This window comes from Clostridium sp. SM-530-WT-3G (assembly GCF_012843905.1).
In the GTDB taxonomy this organism is placed as follows: Bacteria; Bacillota; Clostridia; order Clostridiales; family Clostridiaceae; genus Clostridium.
Genome location: NZ_JABAGC010000019.1, coordinates 1 through 16,166 on the forward strand (window position 1 = coordinate 1; position 16,166 = coordinate 16,166).

A 16,166-nucleotide genomic window follows, 5' to 3' on the forward strand; every position below is an offset into this window, starting at 1 on the left:
TTGACCTAGGTTTTTATTAATACTTAATTTTTAGGTTCTTGGTGTCAGCATAGCTGACTTTTTTATAGGTGCATATTATTTTGTTAAATTAGAATTTTAGTTAAATTATTGACCTAGGTTTTTATTAATACTTAATTTTTAGGTTCTTGGTGTCAGCATAGCTGACTTTTTTATAGGTGCATATTTTTTATTAGGTTATCTAATGTTAGGTTTACTAGCATTTCTTCTGTATAGAATTTGTTTCCCATTATTCTAAAGATGATATCTGATTTTTTGTAGCCTTCTTTATAGAGTTTGAGGTCTTTTGTTATTCGTTTTAGGGTATTGTTTTGAATATTTAATGTTTTGGATAATTCTTTGAAGTAGTAGTAGTCTTTAGTTAGTATTTCGTATAATTTATTTTGAAGATCTATTTTATATCTAAGATCTGTTTCTTTTGAATGATGTGGTCCATATTTACCGCGATGGTGTTCAGGGCATAAATATTTGTAATTTATTTCTATATCAAATCCGCCTTCACTTCTATGAACAATGTGATGTATATCAGCTGGCGCATTACATATTTCACATAAGAGCAATATTTTATCCTCCTTACTTTACATAAAAAATTTATAATTTAAAAAATAATATAATACTTTTAAAAGGTTGTCTAAATTTTCAAATTAGCAATATAAATTCCAGTAATTTGGGAGAAATATAATGCATAATTATTATAAGTTAAGAATTTATAAATATCAATTTTAATATTATGGTATTAAAAAAATTATAAAGTTTTAGTAAATTATGCGTAGATACAGCATAATGTTAAATATATTAGTATTTGTTCAATTTAATATGGAAAAAAATATATAATGATTTATAATTATCATATAAAGATAAATATAAATTTATATTACATTACATTATATAGTATCAATGTGAGGAAGGTGATTCTAATGAAGGAAAATTATAATTCTTTTACTTATTGGGAAAACGTTATTGACGAAAATAGTACAATTAGAGGACATATTTTTATGCAAAAGCCACCAACAGATAAATGCTTATACTATCATACTTTAATATTTAGTAAAAATAATGGAATTAATAATATGTGGGGATATTTTCCTAATATTAGGAGTTTGATTGGATATATTAGATACTCTTTCTTACAAGAAGCATTTTACAAATGGATAAATGGAAGAGACAAACTAATAACTAAAATTCCAAGGATAAGCGTTGAAAAAATTATTGAAGATGGTGAAAAATCAAAAGCTATCACTAAGGAAGTGGCTTTGGATATGAAAAAAGAATATAAATTTTTAGATAAATTATGGGATATATCTGCGGACAAAGCAGAAATAGAGTTACGTAAATTTGTTAGGGAATTTAATAAGAAATGGATGGGAGATAATAAGGAATTTCTTTATATTAAATTATTTAAAACTCCAGAGGAATTGGGTGACTTTGTAGTATCATCAGCATTATTAACAAATACTCAAGAAGAACTTGAAAATAGAATAGGGATGAAACTTGAAACGTGGAAAAACGTGTGTCAAAATGCGTTAAGTAATTCTACCAAAGGAGAAGTATTTAGAGATACCTTATTAAAAAGATTAAGCGAAGTTATTTAATAGTATAATAATTTATAAATATAAAAAAGTGCCTTAGGCACTTTTTTATATTACAGAAGCTATACTTTGTGCAGAAACACCAAGCATTTCACCAGTAAAGCCGAGTCCCTCTTCAGTTGTAGCTTTAATATTAATTTGATCAATATCAATATTTAGTGCTGATGCTATATTAGAACGCATAGTTTCAATATGAGGAAGCATTTTTGGCTTTTGAGCAATTATTGTTGCATCAATATTATTAATTGAAAAGCCTTTATTAAAAATTAATCTTCCGGTTTCTTCCAATAAGCGTATACTTGATATTCCTTTGAATTTATCATCTGTATCAGGAAAATGTTTTCCTATATCTCCAAGAGCACAAGCTCCAAGAAGAGAATCCATTATTGCATGAAGAAGCACATCTGCATCAGAATGTCCCAAAAGGCCTTTTTCAAATGGAATTTCAACTCCGCCAATAATTAATTTTCTACCTTCAACTAATCTATGTACATCATATCCCATTCCAATTCTCATAAGAATCACCTCTAATATTATATAATCGTTTAATATATTTTATCATAAGATGATTGGATTAACATATATTAAAATTTATATATTATTAAAGTAAAAGGATATGCTGCAAAAAGACTGCACTTAAAAATTTTTGTTTACAATATAGCTTATATTATTTGATTTTGTAATTGCATAATTAAATGTATTATTTGAATTTTGCTTGTGGAAAAAATAATTTTTTATTTTGTTTATATGAAAGTGGATACGACTTATTCTACGTTTTTTTATGAAATCTACGTATATAATTTTACTTTTCATGAATACAATCTCCGAAAAATTGATTTTAAACTACATTTAAGATAAATAACTTTTATAGCTAAGTAAATTTCTATGTTATAATATATAGTATGAAAATTGTTCGGTTTTGATAACAAGGTTTGGTATCAATAAAGGGGGAATATAATTGCATGGAGGGCTCTAATTTTAATAAAAATAAATATGTATTTGCATCAGTTCCATCAATGACGCTTTTGGGTAAAAATTCTAAGATTGATTATACTAGAGAAATATCACAATTTTTAGCAGAATTATCATCATATAATGTTATTTTTAAAGATTTAATTAGTCAAAAGTTAGATGAAGAGAAGCGAAATATTATTTTAAACATAGCATATTATCTTTTAGAGGATGAAAAGTTAAATGAAAAATTAGTGAGAAGAAGAAAAGTTCCTGTAAAGGAACTAAGTATAGCAACTAGAATAGGAAGAAATAATATAGAAGATTGGAACGAATACATAATAGCATATTATATTATCTTAAGTAATCCTGATTATAAATGTATACAAGACCATTTAAAAATAAAATTAAAAAGTAAGGATAATGCTGTTAGCATTGTAAATAAAAAATATCCAGTACAAAAAGGAATTGCAATAAAGGTCATTGGAAAATTTGCTTATATAATTACAGCATCAGGTGAATTCTTAAAAATAAAAACTAATAATAAGGCATATCTAGGGAATGTGTGTGAAGGAAAACAGTGTACTATAATGAGCAAATTGAAGATACCAATTGCCATAACTATTGTGGTCTTATTATTTATTGCATGTGCAACTGTAGTTGAATTTAGAAGAACTGACAGTATAATTTTAATAGATACTACATCAACTATTAAAATTCATATTAATAAGTTTAATAAAGTAATATATGCATATTCTCCAACTGAAAAAGGACAAAATCTTATTAAAAGTATAAATGTTGAAAATGATAATATTGATGATTATATGGCTAGAGTTTTTCAATATGCAGCTGATAATAATATGATTGATAAGAGTAAAAAGACTCTTATTACTGTAACAGGAAAATCAGTAGAATATGGATCTCTTCCTGAAACAAATAAAGTAATATCAGAAAATAAAATACCAATAGTAATAAATAATTCTGGGAGTCAGCAAAAAATGCCTGAATATAATTCGTCTAATAATTAAAAATCAACAGTTAACAGCTATAAAAAATAAAGAAATTATAGCTGTTAACTGTTGATTTATTTTTGTGTTTTTTCTAAATTTGAAATAAATGTATCCATATCATAATATGAACTTACATAAATTCTATCTAATTCTAATGGGTTATTATCTCTGCTAGCAAACCCCTTGTTTGTAGTAAAGGCAAGAGTATATCCAGAGTTTTTAGCTGCTTTTATAGAATCTTCATTATAATCACCAAAAGGAAAGGCAATAGCTGTTATTTTGTTTCCAGTAATATTTTCTAGCTTAGCTTTAGATTCAGTAAGTTCTTTTAATTGTTCATCATAAGTGAGTGAATTTAAATGAGGGTGATTTAATGTGTGGCTTTCTATATCTATATTATTTTTAGACATTTCTTTTATTGCATCTTCTGATAAATAGTAGGAACCATCTAGCTCAGAAGTAATGCAGAAGATTGTAGCTTTCATATTAAGTTCTTTTAATATTGGATAAGCATTGTAGTAATTGTCCATATATCCATCATCAAAGGTTATCAATATACTTTTTTCTGGAATAGGCTGATTATTAAGTATATAATTTTCTACCTCTTTTAGTGAAAGAGTAGTGTAACCTTGATTTTTTATATATTCAAGTTCTTTTTTTAAAAGTGATGGGGAAATAGTTACTTCATTATCAACACTATCATTAACTGAATGATAGTATAGTACTGGGATACCCCTATTATCGTTGACTAGAGTAATTGAAGAATTATCATTATAGTTTTTCGAATAATTAAATTCATCTTCTGTGTCTGTATTATTATAAGAATTATCTTTTATTTCATCACCTGTATCAGAATTTTCAGCACTAATGTTATTAGATTCATTAGTGTTTAATGTGTAAACTTTAGAATCCATGATAAAAGAACCACTGAAAATAGTTATTATCAGTAATGATAGTATAAGAAGTAAATTTCTTTTAAACATATTTTTTCCTCCTAAATGTTTATAAATTTATTATATATTACATTGCTTGAAAGTTAAATTAGAATAGTAAATAAAAAACAATACAGGATTAGGAGAGCTGTAATACTGAATAAAAGTTTAAAAAGTATAGCATAATAAATATAAAGTACAACTTATTAACATTATCCACAAGGGGGTGTGGATAACATGTTATAAATGTGTTAATATACAAAAAATTTGCAGTAGAAAAGTGTGGATATTTGATGGAAAATGGTAAAAAAATATACGTAATGAAAAGTACTGTAATTAAAGTGATAATAAGGATTATAGGAATAATGTGGATAAGTATTGTTGCTTTTTTGCTTTGTCCACAATACATGTGTAAAAGTAGTCAAAAGTCAATTGTTGAAAAAATTGATATTAGCGAAAAGAATATAAATAAAAATTTACAATATTTAAAGGAAAATATAAAATTACCTTTATTTATTAGAGGAAAAAATAGAAATAGTATAGAATATATAAATAATAACATAGAAGTTAAAATTATGAAAAATGTTTTTGAAACTGAAAATTATTTAAAAAGTCAATTTGCAAATATAAATGAAAGACCTACTTTTCCTTATGAAATAAAATCATTTTATATAGTTACAAAGTATAATGATAATATTATAAGCTTATATAATGATTATTATGAATATTTAGGAGGAGCTCATGGTAGTACAACCAGAACCGGTTATACCATAGATAGAATAAATGAAAAAATTATAAATTTAAAAGATTTATTTTTAGAAGGGTTTGATTATAAAGAAATTATTAATAAAGATATAAGAGAAGAAATAAGAAAGGATCCTGATAAATATTTTTATTCTCCAGAAAACTTTAAAGGAATACTTGATAATCAAGGATTTTATATAAGTGGCAATAATATTGTTGTCTTTTTTAATCAATACCAAATTGCTCCATACGTAGCAGGAATACCAGAATTTAAAATACCAGTAGAGGAATTTGGTGATAATTTTATATATTCTATCCTTGCTTAATCTATATTTTGTTAACTTGTTATTATCACGCCTTAATCCAAAATACATACAGTTTTTTTCATAGGGTGCTCCTATAGCAATATAACGTAATTATATACTTAAATGGATTGAATTTACAAAAAATGTGAATAATATTATCAAATAAGCTATAATATAAACGTTAAATTTTTTGGAGGTGCTTATTATGGCAGGACTTGTATTAGAGGGTGGAGCATTTAGAGGGTTATTTACTGCTGGTGTTCTTGATGGATTATTAGATATTGGAGCTGAGATTAAATATGTTATTGGAGTTTCTGCAGGGGCAACTAATGGATATTCATATATTTCTAAGCAAAGAGGAAGAAATCTAGAGATAATGGAGAGATTTCTTCACAATAAGAGGTATATAGGATACGGAAATCTTTTAAGATGTAAATCTATAATGGATTTGGATTTTTCATTTGATGAAATTCCAAACAAACTTTGTGCGTTTGACTATGATACTTTTTACAATAATGAAGCTAAAATGTTAGTAGGTGCTTTTAATATTAAAAGTGGAGAAGTAGAATATTTTGATAAGGATGCATTAGATGAGAAAAATTCAATTCTAAGAGCCAGTTGTGCAATACCATTTGCATTTCCTTTCTGTGAAATAAAAGGGCAACTATATGCAGATGGAGGACTTAAAGATTCTATTCCTATAAAGAAATCAATTAAAGATGGAAACGAAAAGAATATAATTGTTCTTACAAGAAATGAAGATTATAGAAAGAAGCAGTCTAAATCTAATGAACTTGGATACAAATTTTATAGAAAGAAATATCCTAAGCTTGCAGAAGTGTTAAAGAATAGATATGCAGAATACAATAAACAGCTTGATTACTGTGATGAACTTGAAAAGAGTGGAAAAGCATTAATTATAAGACCAAATGTTAGGATGGATATAGGTAGGTTTGAGAAGGATAAAGAAAAGTTAAGACAAATATATAGGGACGGATATGATATTGTTATTAAAAATAAAGATAAAATATTAGATTTTATTAAATAATTAAATTAATATTTTATTTGAATAATATAAGAATTATTCTATTTATTGACTTAATGTTAAACAAAATATAAAATTGAATTTATCTGGATTATGGGAATAAGGAATTAAAACGGAAAAGGAGATAAATCATTTGAAGGAAAATAAAACAACAGAAAATGTTATTGAAATTGATAAAGTAACTAAAGATAAAGAAATACGTATTTGTAGTAAGTGTGACAAAGAAGCACTATATTACAACTCAGACACTAAAATGTGGTTATGTGAAGATTGTAAAAGTGTTGAAGATGAGTTTGAAAAAGAAGCAATTAAGCTTGAAAAGAAGTTAAGTAAGAGGGTGTATTCCTTTGATTTAGGAGAACTTGTTGAGTGTTTATCAAAGGATGAAATATACAATATAGCAAGAAATCTAGGAGTAAGCAAAATCTCTGGTTTAAATAAAGATAAGTTAATAGAAAAATTAAAAGATGAATATAGTGAACTTATAGAAAAAAGAGTTGAATTATTCGACGAAGAAAGATATTCTATATTGAAATCTTATATAAACAAAAAAGGTGTAAAATCATTTGCTGATATTGATGAAGAAGAAGCAGAAAAAAGCGCTTATTTCATACAACAAGGTATGCTATTTCCAGTATTAAAAGATGAGAAATCATTATTTTTAATGCCTACAATAGTTCAAGAAATAATAGATAAGAAAAATAATATTGAATATAGACGTACAATAAAAAATAATTCGGAAGTAATCAATGCATACAGAGGTATGAATAATGCTTATGGTATACTTGAAATAAGTAAAGCTATAGAATTATTAAAGAAATATTATAGTGATATAGATTCAAAGAATACAGAAGATATGCTTAGAGAAGCATCATATTATTATAATGAATTTAGAGAACAAAGTGGATTATTTATACATAATGAAATTGCAGATTATGAAGAAGTTCTAAAAGATATTGAAAAAGAAGATGTTAAAGAATATGCACGTATATCTAAAGAAGAATTAATGAGCATGTTTGGAGCAAACTGGGTATTTGAAAGTAAAGCAGGTAAGTCATTCTATAAGGAATTCACTTCTATGTTTAGTGTAGATAAAGATATGACAATTGCTATGATGGAAGATTTAGTATTAGATGTTCAAGAAAACGAACCTAAAGAAGCAGTAGATAAAATGATTGAACTTATTAATATTGAAAATGAAGAGGTAAGATTTGTTGCAGCAAATATGATGAATAAGTTTGTGAACAAAATAAGACTTTGGAGATTTAAAGGTGAGTCATTTAATGATAAAAAAGCAATAGATACTACTGCAAAAAGTGAAAAATTAGTTGGAAGAAATGATCCATGCCCATGTGGAAGCGGTAAGAAATATAAAAAGTGCTGTGGAAAAAATGGGAATGTAGTTCAATTAAATAAATAGTATTAGATAAAGTATTGTCTGGAAAAGAGTTAGTTTTTCAGACAATACTTTTTATTTTATTTGAATTAATATATATAACATTTTAGTGGTGAAAGTATTTTTTATTCATTTTTGAAGACCACTAAATTCATTAACTATTTAATTATTTTGTTTATATTATGTAGCAATGTTGATGAATATTATTCAAAGAAAAAATAATTAGTTTTTATATTTTTAAGCATAAACACTACTATCACATAAAATAAATTTTATACATATAATGAAATAACAAAGCATTACATGGAGTTGAAAAGATGTGATATACGGGCTTATTTTAGCTGGGGGAAAAGGTAGCAGACTATATCCTCTATCAAGAGTCGCAGAGCCAAAACAATTTTTAAAATTGATTAACGATAAAAGTTTTTTAGTAAATACAGTTGAGAGAATATTACCAATAATAGAAAAGGAAAATATTTATGTAGTAACTAATACTGACTATAAGGAAAAAGTAAAGAATGAACTAGAGCATATTAGTGAACAAAAGATTTTTGTTGAACCTGCCAATAAAGAAACTGCTACTTGTATAGGTTTATCTGCAATAAAGCTTCTTAAACAAGATGCTAATGCAGTAATGGTAGTACTACCATCAGACCACTATATTAAAGGAGAAAAAGATTATGTGGATACATTATCACAAGCAATAGAGCTTGCAAATAGGAGAAGATGTATTGTTACTTTAGGAATTGAACCTAACAGGCCAGAAACAGGTTATGGTTATATTGAAATGGGGGAGAGAACTGTAGGAAATGTCCCTACTTATAAGGTAGCAAGATTCACTGAAAAACCTAATTTAGAAGTAGCTAAAGATTTTTTGATTAAAGGGACATATTTATGGAATTCAGGAATGTTTATATTCAGAGCAGATGTTATACTTCGAGAAATAGAAAAGTATCTGCCTAAATTATACAAACCGTTAATGGAAATATATAAAAATCTAGGTCAAGAAAATGAGGAAGAAATAATTAAGGAGCAGTATGAATTAATAGATGGAATTTCTATTGATTTTGGGATTATGCAAAAAACTAGAAAAGCTTATGTTTTAAAATGTGATTTTGAATGGGATGATATGGGAAGTTTTGGAGCATTAAGCAGATTGCTAAAGACACAGAAAAATAATAATATATCCAATAATGTATATGTGGATGATTGTGAGAATTGTTCTATATTTGGAGATAAAAATCTAATTATTGGCTTTGGAATAAAAGACTTAGTTGTAGTGGATGCAGGTGATGTAATACTAGTAATGGATAAAAATAAGGACCAGGAAATAAAGCATCTTTTAAATAAGTTAAGCGAAAATGATAAATTTAATAGATTTTTATAAATTAGTATATAAAATGATCTATATGAGAAGAGTTATGTAATTATAATTTTCATATAGATCATAATTATGTAGAATAATATGTTCTCTTAAAAATATTGAAATGAAAGAGTAATATTATACTTAAGTGTACATAATTAATTTATGTAATCATAAAAGAATTATTGTATTTAGAAAAATTACATAATTATTAAGATTACTATAATAAAATTAATTTTTTGAGTTATAAGTTGTAATTAATAATTTTGAGTATTAATATAAAGACATAAAAAGGTGTTAAATTTATTTCGAATTTCGAATAAATTAAGAGGATGTGGTTTAGTTTGATGATAAATACTCACAAGGTTTTAGGTGAAAACATTTTAAAGTATGCAAATAGTAAAAGTATTTACTTAATAAATAAAAAAAAATTTATATGGGGGAATATGAAACCAGATTGTACTATCAAATATAAAAGAATGAAACACTATTATAGTGAAACTATAGATTTTGTAATTGAAAATATTGAGCAATTATCAGCATTAAGATTAGAAGATGTATATTATAAAATGACTGTTGGTAAGTTTTCTGAACAATTAGGAGTAATATGTCATTTTTTGTGCGATTTTTTTTGTGCACCACATTATTATAGGTGGGAATTTAAAAGTACAAAAGCAGTAAAGCATCATATGTTATACGAACAGAAGCTTGCAAAATTGGCTAAGGAATATAAGCCTAAGCCTGTAATAGATACAACAATTACATCAGATAATGTGAGAGAATTTATAGTACATTTACAAAAACAATATGATGGAACTCTTAATTGCGAAAATGATCTTGCATATTCATATTATGTATGTGATAGTATTATTAACATGATTTTAAATTGTATATTTGCAAATGAATTTAAATCAAATAGAGAGAAAATAGCATTATAAAAAATAATTAGATTCATAAAAGATACTGTTAGAAATAACAGTATCTTTTGTTTTATGTGATTAGTTAGGTTATATGATAAAAAGTTAAATGAAAAATAATTTAAAAATAGTTGTTAAATGATAGAAAAAGGAATATAATACAAGTAAACATATGAACATATGCTCATGTATTGTTAGGAGGGGAAACACATGAAAATTATTGATAATAATATAGAAAATTGTAATGTTAATATTATACATGAAGATGTTGTATCCATGGTGTCTGAAAAATTACCTGAAGATGAAGTTTTATATGATTTAGCTGAATTATTTAAAGCATTTGGTGATTCTACTAGAGTTAAAATATTATGTGCATTATTTGAGTCAGAAATGTGTGTATGTGATTTAGCAGCAGTACTTGGAATAAGTCAGTCAGCAGTATCACATCAACTTAGAACATTAAAAGCCTCTAGACTTGTTAAGTTTAAAAGAGTAGGAAAGGTTGTTTATTATTCTTTAGAAGATGAGCATATTAAACATATATTTAATGAAGGCTTTAAGCACATTATTGAGTAACACATATAAAAATATATAATAATTTGGATATGGAAAGGAGAGTTAAAATGAAAAAAGAATTTAAGCTATCTTTAGAAGGTCTTGATTGTGCGAACTGTGCAAATAAGATAGAGCAGAAAGTTAATAAACTTGATGAAGTAGAAGAGGCTAACGTTAATTTTTCGTTAGGAAGAATGAACGTAACCATGAAAGATGGATTAAATAAACAGGATTTAATTAATAAAATTACTGAAATAGTAAAGCAACTTGAACCAGATGTAAATGTAAAAGAATATATAAAAAATTCACAAGAAACATACAATGCAACTGATAAGTCAACAAAATTTAAATTATCACTGGAAGGTCTTGATTGTGCAAACTGCGCAAATAAAATAGAGAAGAGAGTAAATAATCTTTCAGAAGTTAAAGAAGCTAATATTAATTTTTCTCTAGGAAAACTTACTATTGAGAGAAATAATTCTGCAAATAAAGCGGAGATTGTAGAAAAAGTAAAAAAAATAGTAAGTGAACTTGAACCAGATGTTGTAGTAAGTGAAGATGGAGAAAAACATGTTCATTGTCATGATGGAGTATGTAACTGTTCAGAAGAAGAGCATGAGGAAAAAGTTAATGAAAAATCAGGAATTTTAGGAATTATAAAAGAAAATATATTATTTATAACTGGAACAGTATTATATTTAATAGCAATTGCAGTTGAACATTCAATTGCACAGGTATGGGTACTATTTATTATAAGTTATTTACTTGTAGGAGGAAAAGTACTGTTAACTGCTTTAAAGAATTTAAGAAGAGGTCAGATTTTTGATGAAAATTTTCTTATGAGTATAGCCACAATTGGAGCAATAGCAATTAAACAATATCCAGAAGCTGTTGCTGTTATGATATTCTATGAAATAGGAGAACTATTCCAAGGATATGCTGTTAATACTTCAAGAAAGTCAATAACATCTCTTATGAATGTTAGAGCAGAATATGCTAATTTGCTTACTAAAGATGGAGAAATAAGAGTAAAACCTGAAAGTGTAAAAATAGATGATATACTTGTATTAAAACCAGGTGAAAGAGTACCTTTAGATGGAATTATAATTGATGGAACAGGCTCTATAGACACTTCTGCATTAACTGGAGAATCAATGCCTAGAGAAGTGGAAGAAAATGTTGAAATATTATCTGGAAGCATTAATTTAAATTCTGTTATTAAAATGAAAGTAACAAAGACTTTTGGTGAATCAGCTATCTCTAGAATTTTAGATATGGTTGAGAATGCAGGAAGTAGAAAAGCTGAAACAGAAAAGTTTATTACAAAATTCTGTAGATATTACACACCAGTAGTTGTTTTATTAGCTATTGTATTAGCGGTGGTACCTCCATTTATATTCAAAGATGCAAATTTTTCTACGTGGCTATATAGATCATTATCATTTTTAGTTGTATCTTGTCCATGTGCATTAGTTGTTTCTGTGCCTTTAGGATTATTTGCAGGTATTGGAGCTGCATCTAAGAAGGGAATTTTAGTGAAGGGTGGAAATTATCTTGAAGCTATGAAAGATATAGATACAGTTGTATTTGATAAAACAGGAACTTTAACAAAAGGAAACTTTAAGGTTACTGAAATAAATGCACAAGGTATATCAAGAGAAGAACTTCTTAAAATTGCAGCAATTGGAGAAAGTTTTTCAAATCACCCTATAGCTCAATCTATAGTTAGAGAATATGGAAAAGAAATAGATAAAAATGAAATTAAAGACTATGAAGAATTATCAGGATATGGAATAAAGGCTGTTATAGATAATAGAGAAGCTTTGATTGGCAACTATAAACTTATGAAAAAGCACGAAATAAAGTGTAATGAAGTAGATACTGTTGGAACTACAGTGTATGTAGCTATTAATGGAAAGTATTCAGGAAATATAATTATTGAAGACGAAATTAAACAAGATTCTAAGTTAGCAATTAAAAAACTTAAAGAAATTGGTGTTAAGAAAGTTGTTATGCTTACTGGGGACAATAAAAAAGTTGCTGAAAAAGTAGCAGCACAGCTTGGAATAGATGAAGTATATTCAGAACTTTTACCAATAGATAAGGTTACAAATGTGGAAAAACTCATTTCACAACATAACAAAAATAAAAAATTAGCGTTTGTAGGTGACGGTATAAATGATGCTCCAGTACTTGCAAGAGCAGACATAGGAGTAGCTATGGGTGGCATAGGATCAGATGCAGCTATAGAAGCAGCAGATGTTGTCTTAATGAGAGATAACCCTATTTCACTAGCTGATGGGATAATGACTGCAAGAAAAACTAATAAAATACTATGGCAAAATATATCATTTGCATTAGGAATAAAGACTTTAGTATTAATTCTAATAACATTTGGTAAATCCTCAATGTGGGGAGCTGTATTTGCTGATGTAGGAGTAACTTTAATTGCAGTATTAAATTCTATGAGAGCATTAAAATAACAATAAATATATTATCAATTTAAATTAAACTTGCTGAATATTGAATATATAGTTCGGCAAGTTTTTGTATTTATAGAAATAAAATAAAAAATACACATCTATAAAATCATTATGAAAAAATAATTAATTTCAATAATTCTGGGAAGTATATATGTTGAAAAGTATGATAATCCTATTATTTACACAATATCTCGATAAATACATATTAGACTATAAACACCTAATTAGAAAACCAAAGAAGATATTAATTGAGGAGGAAGAAAATGTCTATTGTATCATTAGTTCTTACTGCAATAGGTCTTGCCATGGATGCATTTGCAGTATCAATTACTATTGGATTAAAAGGAAAACAACAAGAAAAAAAAGTATTAGCTTTAAAGTCAGGAATTTATTTTGGAGGGTTTCAGGCTTTAATGCCACTTATAGGATGGCTTTTAGGTATTAGGTTTACTAAATACATTGAAAATATAGATCACTGGATTGCATTTATATTGCTAAGTATAATAGGTGGAAAAATGCTCATAGAGTCAATAAAGGGGGAAGAAGATGATGAGATTGATGGTCATACAAATAAAAAGTTTTTAATTTTAGCTATAGCTACAAGTATTGATGCACTTGCTGTAGGTGTTAGTTTAGCATTTTTAAATATAAATATATGGCTATCTATATTGATAATTGGAGCAGTAACTTTTGTTTTAAGCATAATAGCTGTATATTTAGGAGAAGTAATAGGAGAATTTTTAAAAAACAAGGCAGGCATATTAGGTGGAATAATATTAATATTTATTGGGATTAAAATTCTTTTAGAGCATTTAAATTTATTTTAGCTATATGTAATGTACTTGACATTAAAATATAAAAGTATGTTATTATATAAAGCGAGTAATTTGTGTAATATTATAGATATAAATATATCAAACGTAAATTAATATGGGTGATATATGGGAAAAACTATTAGGGAAAGATGTTTTTAAACAATAAGGTATAATAGTTTGAATTTATAGGCTTAAATGAGAGGCATTGTTAAAAAATAGATTAAATTAATAAGGAGAATAAGAATGGAGAAGAACAAAAATATATCTATGGCCGTAATAAAGAGATTGCCAAAGTATTATCGATATCTTGGTGAACTTATGCATAATGATGTTGACAGAATTTCTTCGAAAGAATTAGGAGAAAAGATAGGATTTACTGCATCACAAATTCGTCAAGATTTAAATTGCTTTGGAGACTTTGGACAGCAAGGATATGGATATAACGTTACTGAACTTTATAATCAGATAAAATCTATACTTGGATTAGATAGAGGATATAAGGCAGCATTAGTTGGTGCAGGTAACATAGGTCAAGCGGTATCAAACTATTCACGTTTTGATAATTTAGGATTTAAGATATCAGCTATATTTGATGCAAATCCTAAATTAATAGGGATGAAAATAAGAGATGTTGAAATTAAAGACATTGATGAAATGCAGGAAACAGTTGAAAAAGAGAAAATAGAAATAGGAATAATTTGTGTACCAAGAAAGAATGCTCAAACTGTTGCTGATACTCTTATTAAAGGTGGAGTAAGAGGAATATGGAACTTTGCTCCAGTAGATTTAGTGGTGCCAGATTATGTGAAAGTAGAAAATGTTCATTTAAGTGAAAGTTTACTTACGCTTATCTATTTATTAAACGATCAAGATAATCAAATATAATATTATTTTTAAGAGTGGTTTACGTAAATTAAAAATAATTTACGTAAATCATTTTTTTTATATAAAATATCAATAAAATTGAATAATTTTAAAAAAAATCTAAAATTAAAAAAAATACTTAAAAATGGAAAAAATTATTGCAAAAAAATTAACAAAGTACTATAATTTATTCAAGGAGCGGAGGCTCCGATTTATTTTGTAATTGCTTGTTATATTATTAACAAGAAACACGTAAAAAATTTTATATAGAATATTTAGAAAATTATAAAAATATAAAATTAATCAAGTTCAAGGGGGATTTACTATGGAATTAGAAAATGTAATTCTTGAAAAAGAAAGACATTTAGCTATTGTTACAATTAACAGACCAAAAGCATTAAATGCTTTAAATTCTCAAACATTAAAGGATTTAGATGTAGTATTAGAAGATTTAGAAAATGATAATAACATATATGCTGTTATCTTAACTGGTGCTGGAGAAAAATCTTTTGTTGCTGGTGCTGACATTTCTGAAATGAAGGATTTAAATGAAGCACAAGGACAAGAATTTGGAGCTTTAGGAAATAAAGTATTCTTAAGATTAGAAAACTTAAATAAGCCAGTAATTGCTGCTATTCAAGGATTTGCACTTGGTGGCGGATGTGAAATTTCTATGGCATGTGATATAAGAATTGCGTCTGATAAAGCTATATTTGGACAACCTGAAGTAGGTCTTGGAATTACTCCTGGATTTGGTGGAACTCAAAGATTAGCAAGAATAGTTGGGCTAGGAAAAGCCAAAGAAATGATTTATACAGCATCTAATATAAAAGCTGACGAAGCTTATAGAATTGGCTTAGTAAATAAAGTAGTTCCTTTAGAAAATCTTATGGATGAAGCAAAGAAAATAGCTTCTAAAATAATTGAAAATGCTCCAGTAGCAGTAAAACTTGCAAAAGATGCTATAAACAGAGGAACTCAAGAAGCTATAGATAAAGCCGTTGCTATAGAAGCTGAAGATTTTGGAAAATGCTTTGCTACAGAAGATCAAACAGAAGGTATGACTGCTTTCTTAGAAAGAAGAAAAGAAAAACATTTTAATAATAGATAGTTTATAAACACAAATTAATTTGCGATTTATAAATAAGTTTAGGTTAAAAAGGTTTAATTAACAGGGAG

The 16,166-nt window shown here is 26.7% G+C and carries 15 protein-coding genes; 12 read left to right on the forward strand and 3 right to left on the reverse strand.

All coding sequences use genetic code 11. The features are described from left to right. Window positions 1–170 precede the first annotated feature (170 nt). Window positions 171–578 carry an HNH endonuclease signature motif containing protein gene (locus HF850_RS08405; protein WP_169105005.1) on the reverse strand — a complete coding sequence of 136 codons (408 nt, stop codon included), beginning with the start codon at window positions 576–578 and terminating at the stop codon, window positions 171–173. A 357-nt stretch (window positions 579–935) separates the two neighbouring features. On the opposite strand from HF850_RS08405, the gene HF850_RS08410 reads away from it, so the two are divergent. Continuing rightward, entirely contained in the window at window positions 936–1,610 is a 675-nt protein-coding gene (locus tag HF850_RS08410) for a hypothetical protein (RefSeq protein ID WP_169105006.1), read from the forward strand. Between the two features lie 45 nt (window positions 1,611–1,655). Here HF850_RS08410 and ispF read toward each other — a convergent pair whose 3' ends face one another. Then, window positions 1,656–2,123 carry a 2-C-methyl-D-erythritol 2,4-cyclodiphosphate synthase gene (gene ispF / locus HF850_RS08415; RefSeq protein WP_169105007.1) on the reverse strand — a complete coding sequence of 156 codons (468 nt, stop codon included), beginning with the start codon at window positions 2,121–2,123 and terminating at the stop codon, window positions 1,656–1,658. A 446-nt stretch (window positions 2,124–2,569) separates the two neighbouring features. Here ispF and HF850_RS08420 point away from each other — a divergent pair, with 446 nt between their 5' ends. After that, entirely contained in the window at window positions 2,570–3,586 is a 1,017-nt protein-coding gene (locus tag HF850_RS08420) for an anti-sigma factor domain-containing protein (protein WP_169105008.1), read from the forward strand. Between the two features lie 56 nt (window positions 3,587–3,642). Here HF850_RS08420 and HF850_RS08425 read toward each other — a convergent pair whose 3' ends face one another. Next, window positions 3,643–4,551, reverse strand: coding sequence for a polysaccharide deacetylase family protein (locus tag HF850_RS08425; RefSeq protein WP_169105009.1), 909 nt, complete (start codon window positions 4,549–4,551; stop codon window positions 3,643–3,645). A gap of 197 nt (window positions 4,552–4,748) precedes the next feature. Here HF850_RS08425 and HF850_RS08430 point away from each other — a divergent pair, with 197 nt between their 5' ends. The 10 genes from HF850_RS08430 to HF850_RS08475 all read left to right on the forward strand — a co-directional run bounded on the left by HF850_RS08430 (window position 4,749) and on the right by HF850_RS08475 (window position 16,098). Continuing rightward, window positions 4,749–5,570: a DUF3298 and DUF4163 domain-containing protein gene (locus tag HF850_RS08430; protein WP_169105010.1), complete on the forward strand. Its 822-nt coding sequence runs from the start codon at window positions 4,749–4,751 to the stop codon at window positions 5,568–5,570. A 184-nt stretch (window positions 5,571–5,754) separates the two neighbouring features. Further along, window positions 5,755–6,597: a patatin family protein gene (locus HF850_RS08435; RefSeq protein WP_169105011.1), complete on the forward strand. Its 843-nt coding sequence runs from the start codon at window positions 5,755–5,757 to the stop codon at window positions 6,595–6,597. A gap of 130 nt (window positions 6,598–6,727) precedes the next feature. Further along, a complete protein-coding gene (locus HF850_RS16035) occupies window positions 6,728–8,014 on the forward strand; it encodes an SEC-C metal-binding domain-containing protein (RefSeq protein ID WP_279285836.1) in 1,287 nt (428 codons plus the stop codon). Between the two features lie 295 nt (window positions 8,015–8,309). Further along, window positions 8,310–9,377 (forward strand): mannose-1-phosphate guanylyltransferase, encoded by a 1,068-nt coding sequence (locus HF850_RS08445; protein WP_169105012.1) that lies wholly within the window; start codon window positions 8,310–8,312, stop codon window positions 9,375–9,377. Between the two features lie 323 nt (window positions 9,378–9,700). Continuing rightward, a complete protein-coding gene (locus HF850_RS08450; RefSeq protein ID WP_169105052.1) occupies window positions 9,701–10,291 on the forward strand; it encodes a zinc dependent phospholipase C family protein in 591 nt (196 codons plus the stop codon). 189 nt (window positions 10,292–10,480) lie between these two features. Further along, window positions 10,481–10,846 carry a metalloregulator ArsR/SmtB family transcription factor gene (locus HF850_RS08455; RefSeq protein WP_169105013.1) on the forward strand — a complete coding sequence of 122 codons (366 nt, stop codon included), beginning with the start codon at window positions 10,481–10,483 and terminating at the stop codon, window positions 10,844–10,846. A 47-nt stretch (window positions 10,847–10,893) separates the two neighbouring features. Next, a complete protein-coding gene (locus HF850_RS08460; protein ID WP_169105014.1) occupies window positions 10,894–13,308 on the forward strand; it encodes a heavy metal translocating P-type ATPase in 2,415 nt (804 codons plus the stop codon). Window positions 13,309–13,571: 263 nt separating this feature from the next. Continuing rightward, entirely contained in the window at window positions 13,572–14,135 is a 564-nt protein-coding gene (locus HF850_RS08465) for a manganese efflux pump MntP family protein (protein ID WP_169105015.1), read from the forward strand. 231 nt (window positions 14,136–14,366) lie between these two features. Beyond that, on the forward strand, window positions 14,367–15,008 hold the full coding sequence (locus tag HF850_RS08470) for a redox-sensing transcriptional repressor Rex (protein ID WP_169105016.1): 642 nt from the start codon (window positions 14,367–14,369) through the stop codon (window positions 15,006–15,008). Between the two features lie 304 nt (window positions 15,009–15,312). Then, complete coding sequence (locus HF850_RS08475) at window positions 15,313–16,098, forward strand: short-chain-enoyl-CoA hydratase (protein WP_169105017.1); 786 nt, start codon at window positions 15,313–15,315, stop codon at window positions 16,096–16,098. Window positions 16,099–16,166 lie beyond the last annotated feature (68 nt).

Bases quoted from the DNA above. Each gene is read 5' to 3' on its own strand.
- HF850_RS08410 (WP_169105006.1), top strand. From the start codon at position 936: ATGAAGGAAAATTATAATTCTTTTACTTATTGGGAAAACGTTATTGAC.
- ispF (WP_169105007.1), bottom strand. From the start codon at position 2,123: ATGAGAATTGGAATGGGATATGATGTACATAGATTAGTTGAAGGTAGA.
- HF850_RS08420 (WP_169105008.1), top strand. From the start codon at position 2,570: ATGGAGGGCTCTAATTTTAATAAAAATAAATATGTATTTGCATCAGTT.
- HF850_RS08425 (WP_169105009.1), bottom strand. From the start codon at position 4,551: ATGTTTAAAAGAAATTTACTTCTTATACTATCATTACTGATAATAACT.
- HF850_RS08435 (WP_169105011.1), top strand. From the start codon at position 5,755: ATGGCAGGACTTGTATTAGAGGGTGGAGCATTTAGAGGGTTATTTACT.
- HF850_RS08450 (WP_169105052.1), top strand. From the start codon at position 9,701: ATGATAAATACTCACAAGGTTTTAGGTGAAAACATTTTAAAGTATGCA.
- HF850_RS08455 (WP_169105013.1), top strand. From the start codon at position 10,481: ATGAAAATTATTGATAATAATATAGAAAATTGTAATGTTAATATTATA.
- HF850_RS08460 (WP_169105014.1), top strand. From the start codon at position 10,894: ATGAAAAAAGAATTTAAGCTATCTTTAGAAGGTCTTGATTGTGCGAAC.
- HF850_RS08465 (WP_169105015.1), top strand. From the start codon at position 13,572: ATGTCTATTGTATCATTAGTTCTTACTGCAATAGGTCTTGCCATGGAT.
- HF850_RS08470 (WP_169105016.1), top strand. From the start codon at position 14,367: ATGGAGAAGAACAAAAATATATCTATGGCCGTAATAAAGAGATTGCCA.
- HF850_RS08475 (WP_169105017.1), top strand. From the start codon at position 15,313: ATGGAATTAGAAAATGTAATTCTTGAAAAAGAAAGACATTTAGCTATT.